Genomic DNA, 21597 nt, shown 5'->3' with positions numbered 1-21597 from the left:
CCCCCATGAAGAAGCGCACGCTGCTCGCCGCCGCCTTGTCCACGGCCGTGGTGGCCGGGCTCGGCGTCCTCGGCATCACCAACGCCAACGCGGCCGCCCTCAACCCCAACGTCTCGCCGGGCGGCAACTTCAACCTCTCGATCTGGTCGCTGCAACTGCCCATCGGCTCCCCCGGCGCGCCCCAGACCATCCAGCCGGCCCAGCTCAAGGGGGCCAACGGCTACTCCAACCCGGCCTACTTCTGGACCGACAAGAACGACGGCTCGATGACCTTCTGGGCGCCCGAGAAGGGTGTGACCACACCCAACTCCAAGTACGCGCGATCCGAGCTGCGCGAGATGAACGCCAACGGCTCGGCCGCCAACTGGTCGCTGGCCGGCAACCACACGCTCAGCGCCGAACTGCGGATCGTCTCGGTGACCAAGAACGTGGCGGTCGGCCAGGTCAAGCTGGGCACCGGCGGCACGTCGACCAAGCCGCTGCTCGAGCTCTACTACCGGGCCAACGGCGACATCTACCTCGGCCAGCAGCGCAGCCCGACCGACGGCCAGACGCTGCACAAGCTGGGCAACGTGGCGATCGGCCAGAAGTGGACGTACGTCATCAACGTGCAGGGCAACAAGGCCAGCGTCACGATCAACGGCAGCAAGACGAACTACACGATCCCGTCCTCGTTCAACCCGTACAAGCAGTACTTCAAGGCCGGCTCGTACAACCAGTCGTCCTCCGAGAGCACCTCCAACGGCGCCAAGGTGAAGTTCTACAACCTCACCGTGAGCCACGCCTAAGAGGCGACGGGAAGGGCGATGCCCGAGCCGGACTGCTTCGCCTGGTACATCGCCTCGTCGGCCTGGGCCAGCAGGCGGCGGTGGTCCATGCCCTGGCCGACGGCCACGCCGATGCTGCCGCCGACCGGGGTGCCGTCGGTGGCCCGCACGGCTGAGATCCGCTGACGCAGGCGGTCGGCCACCGTACGGGCGTCGCCGGCGCAAGTATCCGGCAGCAGCACCACGAACTCGTCGCCGGCCAGGCGGCAAGCCAGGTCCTCGCGGCCTGGCCGGGACGAGTCGCGCAGGGCGCCGGCCACCTGCTTGAGCACGTCGTCGCCGGCGGCGTGGCCGAGGCGGTCGTTGATCTGCTTGAAGCCGTCCAGGTCGAGGAAGAGGACAGCGACCGGATCGGGCTCGGCGCAGCGGCGGCGCAGTTCGGCGGTGAACACGGTCCGGTTGGGCAGGTCGGTCAGCGGGTCGTGGTGGGCCAGCCGCTCGAGCCTGCGCTGGGCCCGGCGCAGTCGACTCGTACGCCAAGCCAGAACCTCACCCGCGATCAGATAGATCGGCAATGCATAACCGATGGAGGCCAGGTCCGACGCCGAGGCCCCGGCCATGACCAGCGGCAGCAGGTAGGCCGGCAACATCCACGGGAGCAGCTTGAGGCTCGTGCCGCGGGGTTCGCACAGGCCGGCCCAGATGAAGGTGACGAAGTAGAAGAAGCCGTACCGGAACGGGTCGAGTCCGGTGGCGATGTTGTGCACCGCGATGAACCCGAGCGCCAGAACCGGCAGCGTCAGACGCAGGATGTCGGGCAGGCGGCCCCAGGGCAGCGGCGCCACGACCAGGCCGAAGATGACCGCGCAGATGCCGATGTTGAGCACCGCGCTGATGTCGAACCCGGGCGGCGCCGGCAGCAGCACAGTGATGCAGGCGTAGAGCCCGCAGGCAACGATGAGCGCTCCGGCCACGGCGCCGCTGACCGCCCGGCGGTCGTCGGACCGCAGGCCGTCGCGCACACGCCGGACATAGCTCACCGCGCCCTGATCGGCCCGCGCGGCCGCGACTTTAGGACTGTGGCGGGCGCAACGCGTTGGACAGCGTGCGGGTGAGCAGGTCGAGCACGTGGTGGCGGGACGCCTCCTGGCGCTGGGCGCGGTATTCCCAGGCCGCGTAGAGCTGGCTCCAGAGCAGGGTGAGCACCCAGTCGGACGGCAGCGCCGGGTCGATCGAGCCGTCGGCGTGGCCGCGCTCGATGACGCCGATCAGGTACTGCTCGTCCTGCGATTCCCAGCACTCGCCGCCCTGACCGCTGAACATCAGCGACAGCAGGGAGCCGAGGTCGAAATACTCCCGGCAGAGCCGCAGCAGCGCCTCGGCCCCGGTGCCCCGGTCGAGGTCGGCCAGGGTCGCCGCCCGCCCCAGACGCTCGCCGCCCTCGGAGGCGACGGCCGAGAGAAGATCGGCCCGCTCGCCGAAGTAGCGGTGCAACGTGGTCCGCCCGACCTGCGCCGCGGCGGCGATCTCGCCCAGCGAGCAGGCCGGGTTGCCGGCCAGCAGGTCGATCGCGGCATCGATGATCGCCTGCCGCGTGCGGTTCTTGACTCCGGAGGTCACGGCCATACTGTACGGGAATTGGCATTGCCCGTCATGGAACAACTGTGTTCCACTACGAACCATGCAGATTCTGCTGCGCCTCCTCCGTCCGCACCTCCCGGTCCTCGCGCTCGGGCTCGTCCTCGGCCTGATCTCCAACGCGGCCAACCTGGCCGCCCCGCTCGCGACCAAGCGGATCATCGACACGCTCGGCACGGGTGACGCCCTGGCCGGCCCGATCACCCTGCTGCTGGTTCTCGTGGTGATCGGCGCGGCCATCGGGCTGTGGCAGTGGATCCTGATGGGCACGCTGGCCGAGCAGGTCGTCCTGGACGCGCGGCTGTCGGTGATCCAGCGCTACTTCCGGGCCCGGCTGGCCGAGCTGACCGGCCGCCCCACCGGCGAGCTGGTCACCCGGGTCACGGCCGACCCCGGCCTGCTGCACCAGGCGTCGTCCAGCATCGTCGGGCTGATCAACGCGTCGCTCGCCTTCGTCGCGACGCTGGTGCTGATGGGCACGCTCGACGTCGTGCTGCTGCTGTGCACGCTGGCCGCGGTGGCGATCGTCGGCCTGGTGATGGCGCTGCTGCTGCCCACGATCAGCAAGAGCCAGAAGCTCGCCCAGGACGCGGTGGGCGAGCTCGGCGGCGAGCTGGAGGGCACGCTGCGGGCGATGCGCACGGTCAAGGCGAGCCGGGCCGAGGAGCGGCAGGGCGGGCGTATCGAGGCCGACGCCCGGCGCGCGGCCTCGTACAACATCCGCGCCGCGCGCCGCGCCGCCTGGGTCTGGACGGTCTCGTGGAGCGGGGTCTCACTGGCCATCATCGCGGTGCTGGGGGTGGGCGCCTGGCGCGCCGACGCCGGTCTGCTCGAGGTCAGCAGCCTGATCGCCTTCCTGCTGTACGCGTTCCAGCTGATGGGCCCGATCGGCGAGCTGACCCAGAACGTGACCGCCCTGCAGTCCGGCATCGCCGCGGCCCGCCGGATCAGCGAGGTGTACGCGATGTCGTCGGAGACCTCGGACCCGCGGCCGTCGGCCGCGATCGCCGACGCGCCGGTGCTCGCGATCGAGGACGTGAGCCTGCGCTACGCCGAAGACGCGCCGCCGGCCCTCGACGGTGTCTCGCTGACCATTCCGTCGCGGGGTCACACCGCGATCGTCGGCCCGTCGGGCGCCGGCAAGACGTCGCTGTTCTCGCTGCTGCTGCGCTTCCTCGACCCGCAGTCGGGCCAGATCTATCTGCACGGCCGCCCGTACCGCGACATGACCCACAGCGAGATCCGGGCCGAACTGGCGTACGTGGAACAGGAGGCGCCGGTCGTCCCGGGCACCATCCGCGACAACCTGCTGTTCAGCCACCCCGACGCCACCGAGGAGGAAGTGCGGTCGGTGCTGGATCGCGTGCACCTGACCGACAAGGTCGCCTCGCTGCCCGACGGGCTCGACACGCAGCTGTCGGGGGCCGAGCTCTCGGGCGGCGAACGCCAGCGGATCGCCCTGGCCCGGGCGCTGGTGCGAACCCCGGCGGTGCTGCTGCTGGACGAGGCCACGGCCCAGGTCGACGCCCTGACCGAGGCGGCGCTGCAGAATTCCGTACGGGAAAGGGCCTCGACCGCCGCGGTCGTCACCATCGCCCATCGCCTGTCCACTGTGGTCGAGGCCGACCGCATCATCGTCCTCGACCACGGCCGCGTCCGAGCCGTCGGCACCCACGAGTCCCTGCTCGCCTCGGACGACCTCTACCGGGGCCTGGTCGAGGCGTTGCGCATCGCCGTACCGTCCGGGGCCGCGGCGTAACCCCTGGTTGTTATAGCTTCTCCGCGTGGGGTTAGGTGACCGGCTGGCCGCGTCGGCGGTGTTCGGTGGGCTGCGGCAGCGGGCCTGGTCGGTGCTGATCGTGACGGCTTTCCTGGTGCTGGGGGCGGCCGGCTCGGCCGGGCCGATCTTCGCCGAGGCGTCGGACAACGCGGCTTTCCAGCTGCGGCGGGACGAAATTCCGGCTTCGGCGCGGCAGAACGACGCGGCCGTCGTGCGGGTGTCGGCCGATGTCGGGCCGCGCAGCGTCGACCAAGAACCGGTCATGCGGGACATCCGGGCCGTTCCGGGGCTGGGCGAGCCCGACCTGACCGGGCAGTCGGTCGGGGCCGAGGTGGCGTCGCCGCAGTACTGGGGATTCACCGTCAGCGCGGGAAGCAAGAACGAACGCGGGCGGCTGTTCGCGGTGCAGGATCCGGCGGCCGAGCTGGTGGCGGCGCCGGGGGTCAAGGACGGCTTGTGGCTGCCGAAGCCGATGGCCGACGAGCTCGGGGTCGGCGCCGGCGACCGGATCGGGCTTTCGCTGCGCCAAGGCACCCGAAGTAAGCCGCGGAATGCGACCGCGACCGTCAGCGGCGTCTACGCGGTCGACGCCGGCGGGCGGCTTCCGGCCGACGAACCGGGCAGCCGCAAGTGGGCACTGCGCCGCGGGGACACGCCGCCCGACACGGAGTACGAGACCCTGCCGGCCTACCTGCTCGTCGGGGATGTGCCGACGGTGGAACGGCTGGCCCAGACGGTCGACGACCCGCTCTTCTGGTCGGTCGAGGCCGCTCTCACTCCGGACACGACGCTTTCCGAGGCCCGGCGTACGGCCGCCGACATCGAGTTGCTGCGCCGCCGGTACGCCAGCCAGGTGCCCGACCCGAACGACTCCGCCGACCCGACGGCGCTGCGGTTCGCGACCGGCATCGGCCGCATCGTGGCGACGGCCCAGACCACGACCGAGGCCGTCCGTCAGCGAACCCGGCCCGTGGAATGGGCGGCCATCGCCGTCGGGCTCGCGTCGGTGCTGGCCGTGGCCCTGCTCTCGGCCCGTCGCCGCGAGCGGGAGTTGCGCCACGCCGCCGCGGTGGGCCTGGCGCCGATCCGGGTGGGTGGGCTCTGGCTGCTCGAACATCTGCTGCCGGCCGCGCTCGGGGCGGTGCTCGGCTGGCTCGCGGCCTGGCAACTGGTCGCCCGGCTCGGCCCGCCGGGGGCGATCGAGGAATCGTTGGCCCCCGCCGCCCGGCTGGGCGGTGCGGCCGTGCTGGCCGGGCTGGCGGCGGTCGCCCTGGTCGGCGCGCTGGCGGCTTCCCGGCGCGTACGCCCGGCGCCTCCCGCCACCATGCGGCGCCCCCTGCCGTGGGGCGCCATGGTGGTGATCGCTGCCCTGATCGCCGCGGGTGGCTTGGTCGGCGCGGGCGGGCCCGCAGGCGGGGTCGACCTGCTGGTGCCGCTGCTCGTGCTGGCCGCGGTCGGGGTGGTGGCCGGGTGGCTGCCGGCGCGGCTGGCCGGCGCCGGGGCCAACTTGCCGAGCTCGCCGCGGCGAGCCGTGCTGTGGCTCGCACGCCGCCGGCTCGGGTCGGGCGGGGCGGAGCGCCGGCTCACCGTCGTGGTGGTGACCGCCGGCCTGGGCATGCTGCTGTTCGCGTTGTCGGCGGTGCACTCGACCGAGAACTCGGCGATCGACCGGGTGGCGGTGGCCGCGGGCGCGGAGGGGGTCGGCGTTCTCGAGGGATCCTGGCAGCTCGACAAGCAGGCGCCACTCGTACCGAAGCAAGAGCCGTTCCGCGCGCCGCCCGAGGGGCCCGTGCCCGGCGTGCGCGTGCCACCGACGCCCGAGGGCAGCACCCTCGTGTGGCGCACCGACGTGCGCACGCTGCTCGACGACGACCAGAAAGACCTGCTCGTCATCGACCCGGCCCGCTTCGGCGAGGTGGCGCTGTGGGGCCGCGGCGCCGACCTGGCCGCGGCCCGCACGGCCGTGGCCGGCCTGGCCGCGCATCCGATCGACGAGGCCGGACGGCCGCGGGTGATCACCGTGGCCGATCCGGTGTCGGACGGCGAGGACACGATCCGCATGCAGCTGGGCTTCGGCGACGTGTACTTCGCGGTGGCCGGGCGGGTGCGGGCCTTCCCCGGTCAGCGCGGCCGGCCCATGTACGTCGCCGCGGCCGACCCGACGCTGGGCAAGCTCGGCGTCGACGACCCCCGCCTGCGGCCCCGCAACCAGTACCCCAACCAGGTCTTCTCGCAGGTCTACGTGTGGAGCTCGGCCGGCGCCGACGGGGTGCAGGCGGTCGTCGCGCCGTACGAGAACGAGGACGTGCAGCTCGAGCGGACCGACACCGCCGCCGCCCTGCGCAACGCCTCCGACTACGTGGCCACGGAGCGTGCCCGCGGCTATCAACTCGCGATCGCCGGCTACCTGGCGTTACTCGCCATCCTCACGCTCGGTATCTACGCCCAGCGGACGGCTGCGCTGCGTCGCCCGGCCGATCTCATGCTCGCCCGCATCGGTCTGAGCCGGAGCCGGGTCGCGCGGGCCCGCACTGTCGAGTTCGTGCTGCTGTCGCTGGTCGCCTTCGCCGCCGCCGTGGCCGGGGTGTACGCGCTGGCGCCGCTGGGGGCGCGCCTGCTCGACGACCAACCGCTGCTGCTGCCGAGGTTGCTGTTCACCTTGTCGCCCACCGCCCTGCTGGTCACGGCCGGCGCGGCGGTCGTCGCCACGCTGCTCGCCGTCCTGGTCACCCGCGACCGTTCGTCCTCCGAGGAGGCGGCCTACCGTGACGAATGATCCGCTGCTGGAGGGGCGCGAACTGCTTCAGCTGTACGCCGCCCGCACCGGCCCGACCCAGGCGTTGCGCGGCGTCGACGTCACCGTGACCGAGGGCGGCATCCGGGCCATCACCGGGCCGTCCGGCAGCGGCAAATCCACTTTGCTGGCCGTGCTGGCCCTGCGCGAACGCCCGGCCGGTGGCGAGCTACGCCATCGTGGCCGCCTGGTCTCGTCGCTGTCCCGCCGCGAGCTGCAACGGTTGCGCCGCAAAGAGATCGGCTGGGTGGCGCAACGCCCCTCGCACAGCCTGTTCCCCCAGCTCGACGCCCGCGGCCAGATCACCCAGATGGCCCAACTGCGGGGCGTACGAGTCGACGCCGACGCCGCCCTGGCCGAGGTCGAACTGACGTCCCGCGCCGCCGCCCGCCCGTACGCGCTCTCGGGCGGCGAACAGCAACGCCTGGCGGTGGCCGCGGCCGGGGTGGGCGCGCCGGCCCTGCTGATCGCCGACGAGCCGACTGCCGAACTCGACGACGACTCCGCGGCCCTGGTGCTGCGCCTGCTGCGCGCCCGGGCGGCCGAGGGCAGCGCGGTGGTCATGGCCACTCACGACGCGCGGGCCATCGACTTCGCCGACACCGTGCTGCGCCTGCGGCACGGTGTGCTCTCCGGCGAGCACGGCACCGGCCAGAACCACACCGCCAACCTCGACGGGCTGGGCCGCCTGCAGCTACCGGAAGAGGCGCTGCCGCTGTTCCCCGACGGCCGGGTGGTGGTCACCGTGGTCGACGGTCACGTGGAACTGCACGCGCCCCAGGCTCCGTCCTAGGCGATCGGGGCGCGCTCGCGGGTCAGGTCGACGGCGTCGATGTCGACGGTGATGGGTCCGCCCGAGAGCGGATGGGCCGTCTGGGCGGACGCGGTGTCGAAGGCCACCAGGTAAGCCGGGCGCCCCTGACTGGCGGCGTAAATACGACCCACGTACTCACCGAGCAGGCCCAGACAGATCAGCTGAACCCCGCCGAGCAGCAGAACCGCGATGTAGAGCGACGTCCAGCCGGGCACGGTCGCGCCCGAGCCCCAGGCCACCAGCCCGGTCACGATCAGTACGACGCACAGCAGGAAGCTGAACAGGCCGAGCCAGGTCGCGATCTTCAACGGCGACGCCGAGAACCCGGTGATGCTGTCGAAGGTCAACCGGATCATGCGGCTGAGCGGGTACTTCGTCTCGCCGGCAACCCTTTCCTCGCGCACGTAGCCGACCTCGGCGCTCGAGAAACCGAGCGAAGGCACCACGAGGCGGTACACCGGCCGCGGCTCGGGCAACTCATTCAGTACGTCGACAACCGCCCGGCTCATCAGCCGGAAGTCACCCGCCTGGTCGCTGACCCACGGCCCCACCAGCCGGCGCATCATCCAGTAGTAGAGGCCCGCGGTGTTGCGCTTGAACGCCGTGTCGGTGCTGCGGTCGCTGCGCACGCCGTACACGACGTCGACCTTCTCGCTGCGCGCGGCGGCCAGCATCTCGCCGATCACCTCGGGCGGATCCTGCAGGTCGGCGTCGATGCTCACGACATAGTCGCCCTGCGCGGCCTTGAGCCCCGCCCGCAGAGCCGTCTGATGTCCCACGTTGCGCCGCAAGGCCACTACGCGCAGTTGCGGCCAGTCGACCCGAAGCTGCATCAGCCGGGACACGGTGGCGTCGCTGCTGCCGTCGTCAACGGCGATGACCTCGTACGAATCCCCCAGCCCGTCGAGCGCCGGCCGCAGCCGTCCGACGAACTGGTCGACCGCCTCACGCTCGTTGAACATCGGCGTCACCACCGACAAAGTCACCACCTGGCGTACTTCCCTTCAGCGTGACGGACCGACGGCCAGCAAGGATAGCGGGGCTTTGTGACCACGGTGTGGCCACCTTGTGCGACCCGTTTCCTTTGACTCAGCGCGACGATTGCCGAAACAAGCCGTCATGAGACCCTGGCCCTGGCTGATGCTGGCCGCAGCCGCCCTGACCACAACCGGCTGCGCTACCCCGGCCGAGCCGGTCAACACCCTTTTCTCGTACGCGGTGACATCCCACACCTGCGACGCCACCATCCCCGGCGCAACCCCTCAGGGCCACTTCTGCACCATCACCGTCACCGTCCGCAACACCACCACCGCCGCGCACAAGCCCGGCATAGCTTTCGCCAAGGCGAAGGACACCCAGGGCGCCACCTACCTGGCCGACGCCATAGCCCAGATCCGCGCCGACGGTAACGGCCCCTCGCTACTCGACGACCTGGCCCCCAAATCCGCGATCACCAGCCGCCTGGTCTACGACCTCCCGAAGGACCGCACCCTCGCTTCGGTCGTTCTGCAAGAGTCCGGAGACACGATCGGGCTCGGCTGACCAGCGGATGCCGGGGCTCACCACCGGATGCGACGGTGGCGGCGATGAACAAGGCGATCTGGCTTCGGATCACGCTCAGCGGCGTCCTCCTTCTGACGCTGACATCGGCGTGCACCCGCGACAAGCGCGACAGGAAGGAAGCAGCCGCCCCGGCTCCGAACATCCAGGTAACGGTCCAGCCGGACGCACCGACGAAGCTGACGACGGACGGCGTGACGGTGATCCTTCCCGCGGGCGCGTCCAAGGCCGGCACCACTGTGAAGCTGACCGTCGACTCCGGCCCGCCTCCACCATCAGTGCCGGCGGGTATCACGGTTGTCGGCCGGAAGGCGACCGTTGAACTGCCCGGACGCCTGGCCAAGCCGGCCACTGTCACGTTCCCGGCGCCCCGAACGATTGCCGACGGAACGCTCCGCCCGGTCGTGGTCTGGCAGAACGCCACCGGCGCGTGGCGGTGGACGCCCACCACGTACAAGGCGGGCGCCGCCACCGTGACCGCGACGGTTGACCACTTCTCCGGAGGTTTCCTGGGCGGAATCGACGTTCAGAAGTGGATCAAAGACCGCGGCCAGGCCGTCAAGAACTACGCCACCGGCCGCTCCGGTGTGAGCCAACCGTCCTGCGGTGACGAGAAGGCCGCCCGCGCCGGCGGGCTGCGGGTCAGCAGCGACCAGGGGGACCGCGTGAAGTGGTGCTTCGGCCTGCAGGATGGCAAGCGGGTGTTGAAGGTCGCCAACAACACTCGCACCTATCAAGAGATCACTTATCCGGCCGGGTGGAAGGTCGTCGGCGGCGGTTCAGCGAGCTTCAACGCCGACACCGTGGCCAGAGCGTTCGGTATGGCCGCGTCGACACCGCGAGGCAAGGCGTCGCGGATCATCGACGGCGGCGACACCCTGGCGTTGAGTGTTCCGGCCGGTGCGACCGGCCGGGTGCGCTCCGAACTGTCGACCACCGCGTGGCTGGTCTCGGCGATCTGGTTCGGCGCCGAGGTCTACAAGATGGTCGCCGACGCGGCCGGCGACGCCTTCGCCGCAGCGGCCAAGGGCGCGCTGGACCGGTTCGCCCTGGTGCTGGGCATGTCCGGCGAGGCCGATCCGGTCGACGGGCTCAAGGAGTGCCTGAAAGGCGTCTCCGACCTCACTGAGATGACCGCGGACACCGGCCGTGAGATTGTGAAGTTCGCGTTCAAGTGCGTGCCCGCCATTATGAAGTCGCAGCTCGACGACGTGCAGGTCTGGGCCGCGGGCACGATCGTGTCGATGATCGGCACTCTGGTCGGCACGATCTTGACAGGCGTCAACCTGCTGGCCAGCGGAGCCCGCGACATATGGGACAGCATCGCGAGCTTCGGCGGCGGCAGCGATGTCCTCTACGACATCGCGATCACCGCGCCGACGACCAAGGTGACCGGCGCCGACCTCGCCCGGGCGGGCTGTCCCGGGTGCCGTCTCACCGGTCAGATCCCGTTCAACCACCCCGCCTGGGGACCGTCGGCGTTGGTCGTCGCGCTCTCCGAAGAAACGTCCGACCTGCTGGCGTTCGACTCGGCGGGCAAGGTCCGCTGGCGCCGGCATTACGACCGCATGTGGTACGAGGGTGCGCCGGCCCGGCCCGGCACCGATGCCACCGGCAACCTGTTCGTGAACTTCAACCCCGGCCGCTACAACGGTGTCATCGTCCTGCGTCCGGTGGCCGACGGGTTCCAGGACTTCGCAACGCTGCCGGATCTCGACAGCGGCTATGCGGAACGGTTCTACAGCGCCCGCCTGGTTCTGAACAAATCCACCAACACGTACAAGGTTCGCAGCGAACTGAACGACTGCGAGCCCGACTGCGCCAGCGGCACCATCCACGTGCAGGACTACCACTACAACGGCAAGGACTACGTTCCTCGCTGATCAGTTCGTGGTGGGCTCGCCGGGGACGGTGAACAAGGGCTTCCAGGGGTCGTCGGCGTCGATGGGGAACTGGGTGGAGGGGGACTCGTCCTTGGTGGTCCACTTGGCCTCGTAGGGGAGGCCGTCGAAGAGGACTTGGGCGCCTCGGCGGTAGACGACTCCGGGGGTCCAGATTCGGGTCACGCCGGCTACGGCGGGGGTCGGGCGGGGGGCCTTCTCGACCGGGCTGACCGGGCCGATCACCGACCAGGCGCTCTGCGTGCCGGACGGTGGGGCGGCGGCGGGGTCGGTTCCGGAGTTGGCCCACTTCGCCTCGTAGACGACGCCGCGCCAGACGACCTTGTAGCCGCCGGTGTATTGGGCGGTCTGGCGCCAGATCGGGTAGGGGCTGGTCTTAGGGTCGTCGACCGTCTTCGCCTGGTCGGGGATCTCGACCGAGTCCTGAGCGTCGCTGCCGGGCGCCTTGCCGGGCAGGCCCGCGAAGACCTTCGAGAACGCCAGCGCGTCCTGGTCGACGCCGCTGCAGGTGTTGGAGTGGACGACCACGTTGGCGAAGGTGCCGCGGCAGGCGGCGTCGCGGTTGAGCGACCACATCGAGACGCGGCCGAGGCCGTTGTCGACGGCGAAGCGGGCCAGGCCCTCGGCGTCGTCGAGGGTGAAGCGTTCGCTGTCGACGTCGTTCTGGCCGATCATCGGGGTGGCGCCGATCCGCGACCACACCTGCGGCGACGTCAGTTTCTGGCCGAGCCGCAGGTACAGGTCGGTCAGCTGCTTGTGGGTGCCGTTCAGCGCGCTGGTGCTCAGGGCCAGCATGTCTGGCTTCGCGTCGCCGTTGTTGTAGTCCATCGTCATGACGTTGACGCCGCGCAGCTTGACGCCGCCCTCGAGCATGCCGCGGACCACGCCCACACCGGCGTCGGTGAGGCCGGTCGGCGCGACGGGCAGGGTGAGCCACACGGTGAGCGGTTTGTTGGCTTTCTCCCGTTCCCGCTGCACGGTCGCCACCGCCAGCACCCGACGGGCGAGGGACGCCTGGTCCGCGGTGGCGGTGCCCTCGATGTCCAGGTCGAGCGTCTTCACGTCGTACCGCTTGATCAACTGCCGGTATGCGGCGGTCAGCTTGGCCTGGTCGGTGCAGGCCACGGCGAGTTCGGAGTTGTTGAGCCCGCCGAGGCTGAGCGTGATGTCGCCGCCGGCCTGGCGCAGCTGGCTGATCCGCCGGTCGAGTTCGAGCGAGGACGCCGCCTCTCCCAGCGTGTAGGCGCCGCCCCAACTGGGGGCGCACGGGCTCTTGGGGTCGGCGACGACGAAGCCGAGCGCCACGTCGTTGGCCGGGTTGGCCGTCGGGTCCTGGAACTGGAACGTCGGGGTCAGCGTGACGTCGACGTACGGGACGGCCCACGACTTGGCGGTCGGCCCGGCCGTGTTGAGCAGGTGCTTGACCTCGTACGTGCCACCCGCCCCGACGAGGCCGAGCACCACGATCAGAAGGAGGAGCCGGGTCCACGACAGCCGGCGGCGGGGCTGTTCCGGTTCCTGCCAGTTCGGATCGGCCAGCGGGTCATATTCCGGGCGCACGGCGGTGGCGCGGTCCGACATCAAAAACCTTTCGTTGTTTCACTCGCGCCACACGCTGGCCCATTCCGGCCGCCTTTGACGATCGGGCGAACGGGGGACGACCGGGGGGTCGCGGGCCCCGCCGTTCCAATCTGGATCTAGGAGCGCCAAATGGGGATCTTGGAACGACAATTCCGCCGGGCACCGCCGTGCGGTGCGGCCGTAATCCGTACCGAAAGGCTCCAAAACGCATGCCACGCACACCGGCGGACCACCGCAAGCGGGACGCCCAGCGCCAATGGGGAGCCGATAGGCGGACGGAACCCCACCCGATCGTGCCGCCGCCGGTCTCCGAAGGCCGGATCACCCGCGGGCGCCTCGCGATCGTGGTGACCATCACGGTGTGGGCGTGCTACATCACGTACACGATCATCGAGCAGTTCATCGTGGGTCACGCGTCGAGCGTGCGGCTCGCGATCGAGGCGATCGTTTACATGCTTGTCGTCACCGGCCTGGCCGCCTCGGCGATCGCCTATCTGATCACGCGGATCGGCTATTTCTATCGGGCTCGCGGCCACCAGCGGGCGCCGCGCATCATGCTCGACGAATTCATCGGCGGGAAGACGCCGTCCCTGACGGTTCTGGTGCCCTCGTACCAGGAGGACGAGCGGACGAACCGCACGACATTGCTTTCGGCGGCGCTGCAGGAATACCCCGGGCTACGGGTCACGCTGCTGATCGACGACCCGCGGGCGCCCAAGACCCGGGCCGCGCGAGACATGCTTCTCGCCGCCCGCGCCCTGCCCGGCCAGATCGAGGCCGAATTGCAGGGGCCGTTCCGCCGGGTGTCGACTGCTTACGCGCACTTCGACGAGCAGGTGCGCATGCGCGGCGGTTATCTCGTGGTGCTCGAGGACATGCGCCGGCTGGCCGCCGAATACCGCTTCGCCTCCGATTGGCTGTACGACCTGGGCGCGCGCCAGGAAATCGTCGACCACACCGACATCTTCTTCGTCGAGCACATTCTGCACCCGCTCGCGGTGGAGCTCGGCCAGATCTCGGGCGCACTCGCCAAGGGCGCCGACGAGCAGGTGACGCTCTCGGTGGCGCGGATGACCCAATTGCACCGCCGGCTCATCGGCATCTTCGACGCGCAGGTCACAAGCTTCGAGCGCAAGAAGTACGTGTCGCTGTCGCACGAGCCGAACAAGGCCATGAACCTGAACAGCTACATGGGCCTCATGGGCGGCGCCTATCAAGAGGTGAGTACGCCGCTGGGCACCGCACTGGTGACGGCCGGCCCCAACCGAGCCGACCTGGTCGTGCCCGATCCTGATTATGTGCTGACCCTCGACGCGGACAGCGTTCTTCTGCCCGAGTACGCCCTGCGCCTGGTCCACCTGCTCGAGCAGGGCGCCTATGCGCAGCACGCGGTGGCCCAGACGCCGTACAGTTCCTACCCCGGTTCGGCGACGCGGATCGAGCGCATTTCCGGCGCCACCACCGACATCCAATACATCGTGCACCAGGGCATGACGCATTACGGCGCGACGTTCTGGGTGGGCGCCAACGCGGTGCTGCGGAAGAAGGCTCTGGACGAGATCTGCGAGGTCTCGTACGAGGGCGACTGGGAGATCAAGCGGTACATCCAGGACCGCACGGTCATCGAGGACACCGAGTCGACAATCGACCTGGGCGTGCGCGGCTGGCTGCTGCACAACTACCCGGAACGGCTCGCCTACAGCGCGACCCCGCCCGACTTCGGTTCGCTGACCATTCAGCGGCAGCGCTGGGCCAACGGCGGACTGCTCATTCTGAGCCGGCTGAAGGATCAGTTCCGGGCGAAGTCGAAGCGCGAGGACAAGAACCGCTTCGGCGAGTACTTCCTGCGGGTCAACTACATGGCCTCCATCTTCTGGAGTTCCGTGTGCCTGGTGGTCATGCTGGCCTACCCGTTCAACAGCCGGCTGCTGAACCCGATTCTGCTGCTCGTCTCGGTGCCGTACTTCTTCATGATGGCGGCCGACCTGAAGCACCTCGGCTACAAACGGTCGGACATGCTGAGGATCTACGGCTTCAACCTGATTCTGTTGCCGGTCAACCTCTCCGGCAGCATCGCCTCACTGCTGCAACTCCTGACCGGGGAGAAGAGCGCGTTCAAACGTACGCCGAAGGTGCGCAACCGGACGACGGCCGCGACCAGCTATCTGATTCTGCCGCTGGCGCTGATCGCGCTCTGTGTCTACACGGTGTGGGTCGACATCGAGCACCACCTGTGGAACAACCTGGTGTTCGCGGCCTTGAACCTGACCCTTTCCCTGTACGCGATGATCGCCTTCGTCGGCCTCGGCAACACTGTCGTCGACCTTTTCACCCATCTGCGCGACTGGCTGATCCGGCCGGTCAAGACCAAGACCCCGCGTCGCCAGAAAGCATCGGCTCCGAAGCCCGCGGCGGTGGGTGATTGGGCGCAGGTGTTGCATTACCGGCATGAGCACGGCTCGAATGCGGGCCAGACCACCGTACGGCTGCAGCGAACCGCCACCGGCGACTGGGCCTCTTCATCGTCGTCGTCGAAGGCGCATTCGTTCGAGGAATTCAGCTTCTTCACCGTTTTCCAGCCGGTCTACAACATGATCACCGGCCACGTCGCCGGCTACGAGGCGCTGACCCGCTTCGCCGACGGCAGCAACCCCCGGCAGGCGCTCTCGTCGGCCGCCCAGCGCGGCGTGCACATCGCCCTCGACGCCGCCCTGGTGCAGGCGGCCATCACGTCGGCGTCGGCGCTGCCCAACGGCACCTGGCTGTCCATCAACGTCTCCCCCGACCTGCTACGCCGTCCCCAGCACCTCGCTCCCCTGCTCGCCGAGTCCCGCCGCCCGCTGGTCGTCGAGGTCGGCGCCGTCCCCGAGCTTCCCCCGCTCGGCGTGCCGATCGCCATCGACGACCGGGGCGCCGGCTACGAGACGCTGTCGGCCATCGAGTCGCTGCGCCCGGCCTTCCTCAAGCTCGGCATGGAATCGCTGCTGGGCATCGAGCACGAGACGGCCCGCCAGGCCGCCATCCGGGCCCTGGTCCAGTTCGCCGAGCAGCACGGCTGCACGGTGATCGCCGAAGGCATCGAGACCGCCGCCCAGCGCGACGCCCTCGTGGCCTGCGGCGTGCCCTTCGGCCAAGGCTTCTACCTGGGCAAGCCGGTCCCGGTGGAACGAGTCCTAGCCGGCGTCGGTGGCTGGTAGCGCCGATCGAGCTTGCGTGAGACTCTGGCGGTACTCCAAGGCCTCAGGCAATTCCTCGTACTGCAACAAGCTGCCGGTCAGCTCGGCGAGGTGCTGCCGTGCCTCGGCCGGGGTCGCGTAGAAGAATTCCCGCCGCTGGTTGATCAGGTTGACCCGGCGGTCCGCCAATCGGACGTGCATCTGCGCTTCTATGCCGACAGCGTCGTCGGAGAAGAACAACGCATGCACGTCGAACGAGAACGGCACCGAAGCATCACCAAGTTCTCGTACTCGGTCCATTGGCTCCAGCCTGCGGGTCATACCCACTTTGATCATCTTCTCGCCGAAAGCGCCGACGTTGGAGATGACGTATACGTACCCGGCACGCACGTTGGCTGCTCGATAGTCGACATCCTGAATAGCGGCATCGATCTGCTCCAAGCGCTGCTTCAGCTGGGCCAGCCCCTCCGTGCTGCCTTGGGCCTGCAGTGCAGCCACGGCGTTGGCGTAGTGCTGCCTTTCCTTGTCCAGCCGTGCCCGCTCGCGCTCGATCTCCTGCTGCAGCCGCCGTTCCTCGCGGAGGCGAGCCTTCTCCTCCCGGTCCCGTTCCTTCTCTTCGGCGAGCTTCTCCTGGTAGTCGGCGGTGAGACCGAGCTCCCGCACCCGCAGGCGGTGATAGTCCTCGGAAACCCTGATGTCCATCGTCTTACCAAGACGGGCGATCGTGGCGGCCACCTTGCCCAACCGCTCGACCGCTGCTTGCAGCTTGTAGGGCTTCAAGGTGCGAACGAGGTTGTCCGCCTCCGCGTTGTAGGCACGCAGCATCAGCTTGGAGTAGTCGCGCAGCATGGTCCGCCCTTGCGCAGCCGAGCCGTTGACGGTCCAGCCGGAGGCGGCCAAGATGGCACCGCCCTCCGCCTTGGCCATGGTCTTGATCTGCTCCTGGAGGGCAGCCAGCGGTTCCCGGTAGGCGACGGAGTCACCCAATGGATGCTGATAGTTGTAGATGCCGGCCTCCTGCAAGAGGGCCTTTTCTTCGGTTACTACCACCTGCTCGCGCAGATCGGTCAAACGACGCTGAAGCTCGGCCTGCTCGGCTTTGGCCTGCGCCTTCAATCCAGCGACCTCGTCTTTGAGCCGTTGGCGGTAGGACTCCAACTCTTGGATCTCGGACATCCCGAGCCGGTCCATCTCGGCACGGAGCTGACCGAGCTCGGCGCGAAGAGATGTCACTTCAGCGGCCAGCTCGCGCGCCTTAGCCCTGGCCCCGAACAGGGGAATGTCCTGCTGGACAGAGCCGGACCGGCTCGGCCCGACAGGTGCCGGCACGGGTGGAACCGGCACGGACGGAGCCGCCACCGATAAAGCCGGTACGGGCGGGCTCATCGGAGGATCCTCGACCCACAATTGCCATCCCGAGGGCAGCGGCCCCCATGCGGGATCAGGTGACCACCCCGGCGGCGGTGACCATCCGGGAGGTGGCGTTGGCCAATTGGGCGGAGCGTTGAACCGGTATCCGCCAGAACTGCTTGTGCCGCCGTGCTGTTGCTCACTGACCGTTGCCGGAGCGGTGACCCCGCGAGATTCGACAGGTGCCTCTTGAACATGGGTCGCAGCAGTCGGCGCAGACCCCGGCAGGACCCGCACGGGCACGCCTGAGGTTGCAGGAACTGAGGCAACCGGCGCCGAGCCGGTCACCCGAGCTGTCGGCGCGGGCGTCGGTGGCTGGGTCTGCTGAGTGGATTCCGGAGAATCAGCGAGCCAGCTGTCCGGCAGCTCGTGCGCCCGTGCCACGTACAGGACGACTTCGGTCTTGATCCGGTTGCCCTTGACAATCGCTCGGGCCGCGGTGACCACCTTGCGCTGGTCGAGGTGCCGAACGGCCGCCACCAGCTCACCGCTCATCCGCTGGGTGAGTTGCCCGATCCGTCGGCCGTCGATGCGAACTTCCACTACCGTCCGCGCAGTGCGGGCCAACTGTTCGGTGACCTCGTGCAAGGTCGCATAAACCCAGCATTCGCCCTCTTGCCGAAGCCATGGCGCCAGGTCCGCCAGATGATCTTCCTCACCGGTAACCTGAACGGCCGCGCCCAAAGGCAACAGCTGGTGCGGCGCCTGTGGTTCCCGATTAGCCGGCACCAGCATGTGCGGCTCAGCCAGCTCGAGCCACACCGAGGCACTGAATCCGTCTCGATCCGGCCATTGACCGGCCCAGATCCGCGCAGATACTTGCGGTATCCACCCTCGAGCCACGAGGTCCATTAGCACCGGCGAGTAGCGACCCGCCTCTTCACGGGGCAAATATCCGATCTGCCCCGCGCCGCTCCACACCCCGACCGCATTGCGGTCGTGCTTGTTCAACGGTTCTGGCAGCAGTTGCACGGTGGCAGTGGTCTCTACGCCGTCACGTGTGATGCGAGTATCGAACAAGGCCTTGATGGCCGCCGAGTAGTGCGATTCGCCGGTAACTTCCATCGAAGCCCAGCCCCGCTGGCCCCACAAATCAAATGGCACCGCCATGCCCACGCACGGTAGGGCCGTACACACTCCGGCACTTCCGCCGAACCGTTCGCAGTACGCGCCAAGAAGTCCGTGTACGAAGGAAGATCCGCTGCCCCCGACGACCGAAACGCCGACCCGCGGCTGGCTCTGGTGGAGTCCTTGCTGGTGTCAAAGATGATGAGCGTCATGCAACCTGGCCGGCGCGCCGTTCGTCAACGGGGTGTGAGACGAGACAGAGACGAGCAGTTCCACGATTTCGTGGTGAGCCGGCGGCCTCGCCTTCTCCATACGGCGACCCTGCTCACCGCGGGTGACACCCACATGGCGGAGGACCTGGTCCAGGCGACGCTGACGAAGCTGTACGTCGCCTGGCCGGCCTTTCAGCGGGCCGACAACCCGGACGGGTACGTGCGACGCGTACTCGTCAACGCGCTGATCGACGAGAAGCGGCGGGTCTGGCGGCACCGGGAGCGCAGCATGGCCGAACTCCCGGACGTCGCCGGCAGCACGCCGTCCGGCGCGGGCGATGCGGGCGAGGCGGTCAAGCTGGCCCTGCGGGAGCTTCCGCCCCGGATGCGGGCGGCCGTGGTGTTCCGCTACTTCTACGACCTCGACGTGGCAGCGACGGCGGACGCGCTCAGCTGCTCGGAGGGCAACGTCAAGAGCCAGACAGCGCGGGGTCTGGATCGTCTCCGAGCCGCCTTGAACAGCCCCACCTTTTTGAGCCAGGGAGCCACCCGATGAACGACCTGCGCGACCACTTCCAGCAGATCGCCGGTCCGATCCCCACCACCACACCCGACCAGATCGAGGCCGACCTCACCCGCGGCCGCCGCGCCCTGCGCCGCCGCCGCGTCGTGCAGGCCTGCACCGGTTCCGCCTTCGGCGTGGCCGCGCTGGCCGCCGCCATCGCGATCGCCACCAGCAGCACGGGCGTCCCGCCCACCGCCGGCCAGGAGCAGACCGTGGCGTCCGTCCAACTCGTGGCCTACAAGGGCGAGCAGCCGAAGGGCTTCACCGTCGACAAGGTGCCCGACGGCTGGTACATCCAGGCCAGCAACGAGGGCTACCTGACGGTCGCCCCCGACAAGGCCAAGAACCCGGGCCCCGACGTGAACCCGTCGACCGATCCGGTCTACGACGAGAACTCGTTCGTCGACAAGATCGTCATCATGCTCGAGTCGAAGGACCAGAACGGCCCGTCCCGCGAGGGCAAGAAGGTGCAGGTCGGCGATCAGGAAGGCGTCCTGCTCAAGAGCCTGCAGGGCGAGACCCCCGACGGAAAGGTCCCGCCCGCGGCCGGCGGCGACACCGGCTGGGAGCTGTGGCTGAAGCAGCCGTCCGGCATCTGGCTGATCGTCCAGGTCTGGCAGGGCGTGGGCCTGACCGAGTCCCAGATCGTCGAGCTGGGCGCCGGCGTCCACGTCCACAAGGACGCCGTCCAGGGCGTCGGCTGATCTTCCGCCTCGAACGGCCCGCGACCCTCCCCGGTCGCGGGCCGTTCGCGTTACATTCCGGCCCTATGACTACGGGTGCTCGGGAGCGGGCCGAGCAGATGGTGGCGGCGGTGCGAGACGAGCCGGCGCGGCGGTTGGCGCTGGCCGGGGCTTTCTATGACAAAGGTGGTATTCGGGCGTACCGGCGGGCCGAAGTTGCCTTCATGAAGTGGCAGATTCGGTGCGGGGTGCTGCGGGCCGAGGGCGGCAGTCCGTGGTGGCGGGCGGTGAACGGGTCGCTGCTGCGGGATGCGGCCGAGGCGGATCTGTTGTTCGGCGGGGATTCGGGAGCGCCGAGCAATCGCAGCGTGGAGCTGTGGCTGGCGTTTCTGCGGAGGCCGTCGCCGGAGGGGTGGTATCGGGCGCACAATTCGAGCATCGTCGGCGGGTATCTGCGGCATCGGGATCTGGTCGCGGGCGAGGGCGCACTCGAGCGATTCTTCATGGATGTGGCTTTGCTGCGGGTGCTTTATGCCCACTGCCTTCTCGTACGACCGAAGCTTGCGCTGGGGCGACTGTCGGTGCTGGGCAAGGTTCTCGGTGACCCACGCCTGCGCGGCGCCGACCTGTTCCTTTCGCTCAAGGATGTGCTGCCCGACGCGTACCCGCTCGAGAAGGTCGGCATCGACAAGGTGCTGGCCGACGAGAACTACCTGTCGCGCATCGTGGATTACGGAGTGATCGTGCCGCGAATGGCGCAGCTGTACGCCCACGCCGCCGACGATCTGGTCGAACCGGAACTGGCCGAACTCTGCCGGGACGGATTCCCGGTCTACGCGTGGCCGTACGAGGAAAGGCACGTCTGGCGTACGGAGAAATCGCCCTTCCTCATCGGCCTGGCCCGCGCCGTCACCCGCTCACAGTGAGCCGTGCGCGGCGCGCAACGCGGCCGCTCGCGCCTGGTCGGCGCCCGCCCGCCACCGGGTGACCTCCCGGATGGCGAGCTCCAACTGCAATTGCCATTCCCGCAGCTGCCGTTCGGTGGCCGGCAGATCGTCAATCGCCGGCGGTGTTTCCCCGACCGCCTGGGCCGCCCGCTCGATCGTCCGCCGCAACCCAGGGATCCGGGTGCGCAGCTCGTCGATCAGTTCCTTCTGCCGGCGCCGGGCGAACTCGGCCTCGTGCCAGACCTTACTTTTCTCGACGTCGGGCTTGAGGATGCCCGAAAGCGACCGACGCGCTTCCTCCCCCGCCCGTACTGCTTTGTCGCACGCCCGCACCGCAGCGACGATCGCCTGGAAGCCGGGATCGTCGCGGGCCAGCATCGGCTCGACCAGCCCGTCGACCCGCTCGGCGTACTTCGCGTACTTGGCCTCCGCTTCGGCCAGCGCTTTCTCCGCCGCTTTGCGCGCGTCCTTGGCCTTCCGATATTGCTGCGTGCGCCCGTCGTCGGCGCTGAACAACCCGCCCAGCACCCGATCCCGCCAGTCCGTCCCACCGGCCGATTCGGTCAGCCCCCGCGCCGCCGCCTCGGCGCTGCGCCGGGCCGCCGCCAGCTCTTTCTCGGCCGACCGCAACAACGCGAGGTGCGGCGCCAGCAATACGCGGTCCCGATCGGTCAGCATCCCTCCACGGTAGTGCCGTACCG

The 21597-nt window shown here is 69.3% G+C and carries 16 protein-coding genes; 10 read left to right on the top strand and 6 right to left on the bottom strand.

Features of this window, described 5'->3' with window-relative positions; genetic code table 11:
* The first annotated feature begins 5 nt into the window (after positions 1 to 5).
* Positions 6 to 788 (top strand): polysaccharide lyase family 7 protein, encoded by a 783-nt coding sequence (locus OWR29_RS06680; protein ID WP_267561628.1) that lies wholly within the window; start codon positions 6 to 8, stop codon positions 786 to 788.
* On the opposite strand, the gene OWR29_RS06675 is transcribed toward OWR29_RS06680, so the two are convergent.
* Positions 785 to 1807 (bottom strand): GGDEF domain-containing protein, encoded by a 1023-nt coding sequence (locus tag OWR29_RS06675; protein WP_267561626.1) that lies wholly within the window; start codon positions 1805 to 1807, stop codon positions 785 to 787. The two genes, OWR29_RS06680 and OWR29_RS06675, sit on opposite strands and share 4 nt — an antisense overlap.
* A 31-nt stretch (positions 1808 to 1838) precedes the next feature.
* The gene (locus OWR29_RS06670) at positions 1839 to 2387 is read right to left on the bottom strand and encodes a TetR/AcrR family transcriptional regulator (RefSeq protein WP_267561625.1); all 549 of its coding nucleotides are present in this window, start codon (positions 2385 to 2387) and stop codon (positions 1839 to 1841) included.
* 61 nt (positions 2388 to 2448) lie between these two features.
* On the opposite strand from OWR29_RS06670, the gene OWR29_RS06665 reads away from it, so the two are divergent.
* The 3 genes from OWR29_RS06665 to OWR29_RS06655 are packed head-to-tail and all read left to right on the top strand — an operon-like array spanning position 2449 to position 7772.
* On the top strand, positions 2449 to 4164 hold the full coding sequence (locus tag OWR29_RS06665) for an ABC transporter ATP-binding protein (protein ID WP_267561624.1): 1716 nt from the start codon (positions 2449 to 2451) through the stop codon (positions 4162 to 4164).
* A 25-nt stretch (positions 4165 to 4189) separates the two neighbouring features.
* Positions 4190 to 6961, top strand: coding sequence for a hypothetical protein (locus OWR29_RS06660; RefSeq protein ID WP_267561623.1), 2772 nt, complete (start codon positions 4190 to 4192; stop codon positions 6959 to 6961).
* Positions 6951 to 7772 (top strand): ABC transporter ATP-binding protein, encoded by an 822-nt coding sequence (locus OWR29_RS06655; protein ID WP_267561622.1) that lies wholly within the window; start codon positions 6951 to 6953, stop codon positions 7770 to 7772. The genes OWR29_RS06660 and OWR29_RS06655 overlap by 11 nt, the downstream gene beginning before the upstream one ends.
* On the opposite strand, the gene OWR29_RS06650 is transcribed toward OWR29_RS06655, so the two are convergent.
* Positions 7769 to 8782 (bottom strand): glycosyltransferase family 2 protein, encoded by a 1014-nt coding sequence (locus OWR29_RS06650; protein ID WP_267561621.1) that lies wholly within the window; start codon positions 8780 to 8782, stop codon positions 7769 to 7771. The genes OWR29_RS06655 and OWR29_RS06650 overlap by 4 nt on opposite strands.
* Before the next feature lie 130 nt (positions 8783 to 8912).
* Here OWR29_RS06650 and OWR29_RS06645 point away from each other — a divergent pair, with 130 nt between their 5' ends.
* Entirely contained in the window at positions 8913 to 9335 is a 423-nt protein-coding gene (locus OWR29_RS06645; RefSeq protein WP_267561620.1) for a DUF4352 domain-containing protein, read from the top strand.
* A 44-nt stretch (positions 9336 to 9379) separates the two neighbouring features.
* Entirely contained in the window at positions 9380 to 11236 is a 1857-nt protein-coding gene (locus tag OWR29_RS06640) for a hypothetical protein (RefSeq protein WP_267561619.1), read from the top strand.
* Here OWR29_RS06640 and OWR29_RS06635 read toward each other — a convergent pair whose 3' ends face one another.
* Positions 11237 to 12835: a chitinase gene (locus tag OWR29_RS06635; RefSeq protein WP_267561618.1), complete on the bottom strand. Its 1599-nt coding sequence runs from the start codon at positions 12833 to 12835 to the stop codon at positions 11237 to 11239.
* Between the two features lie 209 nt (positions 12836 to 13044).
* Here OWR29_RS06635 and OWR29_RS06630 point away from each other — a divergent pair, with 209 nt between their 5' ends.
* Positions 13045 to 16032 (top strand): EAL domain-containing protein, encoded by a 2988-nt coding sequence (locus OWR29_RS06630; protein ID WP_267561617.1) that lies wholly within the window; start codon positions 13045 to 13047, stop codon positions 16030 to 16032.
* On the opposite strand, the gene OWR29_RS06625 is transcribed toward OWR29_RS06630, so the two are convergent.
* Positions 16009 to 18531, bottom strand: a complete 2523-nt coding sequence (locus OWR29_RS06625; RefSeq protein ID WP_267561616.1) for an SNIPE associated domain-containing protein — start codon at positions 18529 to 18531, stop codon at positions 16009 to 16011. The genes OWR29_RS06630 and OWR29_RS06625 overlap by 24 nt on opposite strands.
* 204 nt (positions 18532 to 18735) lie before the next feature.
* Here OWR29_RS06625 and OWR29_RS06620 point away from each other — a divergent pair, with 204 nt between their 5' ends.
* The 3 genes from OWR29_RS06620 (at position 18736) to OWR29_RS06610 (ending at position 20875) form a co-directional block, all read left to right on the top strand.
* The gene (locus OWR29_RS06620; protein ID WP_267561615.1) at positions 18736 to 19257 is read left to right on the top strand and encodes a SigE family RNA polymerase sigma factor; all 522 of its coding nucleotides are present in this window, start codon (positions 18736 to 18738) and stop codon (positions 19255 to 19257) included.
* Positions 19254 to 19970, top strand: coding sequence for a hypothetical protein (locus OWR29_RS06615; protein WP_267561614.1), 717 nt, complete (start codon positions 19254 to 19256; stop codon positions 19968 to 19970). Before OWR29_RS06620 ends, OWR29_RS06615 begins: the two co-directional genes overlap by 4 nt.
* A gap of 65 nt (positions 19971 to 20035) precedes the next feature.
* Positions 20036 to 20875: a hypothetical protein gene (locus OWR29_RS06610; protein WP_267561613.1), complete on the top strand. Its 840-nt coding sequence runs from the start codon at positions 20036 to 20038 to the stop codon at positions 20873 to 20875.
* Here the strand turns inward: OWR29_RS06610 and OWR29_RS06605 are convergent.
* Positions 20867 to 21574: a hypothetical protein gene (locus tag OWR29_RS06605; protein ID WP_267561612.1), complete on the bottom strand. Its 708-nt coding sequence runs from the start codon at positions 21572 to 21574 to the stop codon at positions 20867 to 20869. The genes OWR29_RS06610 and OWR29_RS06605 overlap by 9 nt on opposite strands.
* Positions 21575 to 21597: the final 23 nt, after the last annotated feature.

Source organism: Paractinoplanes pyxinae (genome assembly GCF_026626335.1).
In the GTDB taxonomy this organism is placed as follows: Bacteria; Actinomycetota; Actinomycetes; order Mycobacteriales; family Micromonosporaceae; genus Actinoplanes; species Actinoplanes pyxinae.
The sequence above is the reverse complement of the archived record's forward strand: the minus strand, read 5'-3'. Positions and strand labels throughout refer to the sequence as shown.

What these genes read in the sequence shown, in the direction of transcription:
- OWR29_RS06610 (WP_267561613.1), top strand. Translation starts at nt 20,036, where the DNA reads ATGACTACGGGTGCTCGGGAGCGGGCCGAGCAGATGGTGGCGGCGGTG.
- OWR29_RS06680 (WP_267561628.1), top strand. Translation starts at nt 6, where the DNA reads ATGAAGAAGCGCACGCTGCTCGCCGCCGCCTTGTCCACGGCCGTGGTG.
- OWR29_RS06645 (WP_267561620.1), top strand. Translation starts at nt 8,913, where the DNA reads ATGAGACCCTGGCCCTGGCTGATGCTGGCCGCAGCCGCCCTGACCACA.
- OWR29_RS06625 (WP_267561616.1), bottom strand. Translation starts at nt 18,531, where the DNA reads ATGGCGGTGCCATTTGATTTGTGGGGCCAGCGGGGCTGGGCTTCGATG.
- OWR29_RS06630 (WP_267561617.1), top strand. Translation starts at nt 13,045, where the DNA reads ATGCCACGCACACCGGCGGACCACCGCAAGCGGGACGCCCAGCGCCAA.
- OWR29_RS06635 (WP_267561618.1), bottom strand. Translation starts at nt 12,835, where the DNA reads ATGTCGGACCGCGCCACCGCCGTGCGCCCGGAATATGACCCGCTGGCC.
- OWR29_RS06615 (WP_267561614.1), top strand. Translation starts at nt 19,254, where the DNA reads ATGAACGACCTGCGCGACCACTTCCAGCAGATCGCCGGTCCGATCCCC.
- OWR29_RS06665 (WP_267561624.1), top strand. Translation starts at nt 2,449, where the DNA reads ATGCAGATTCTGCTGCGCCTCCTCCGTCCGCACCTCCCGGTCCTCGCG.
- OWR29_RS06605 (WP_267561612.1), bottom strand. Translation starts at nt 21,574, where the DNA reads ATGCTGACCGATCGGGACCGCGTATTGCTGGCGCCGCACCTCGCGTTG.
- OWR29_RS06640 (WP_267561619.1), top strand. Translation starts at nt 9,380, where the DNA reads ATGAACAAGGCGATCTGGCTTCGGATCACGCTCAGCGGCGTCCTCCTT.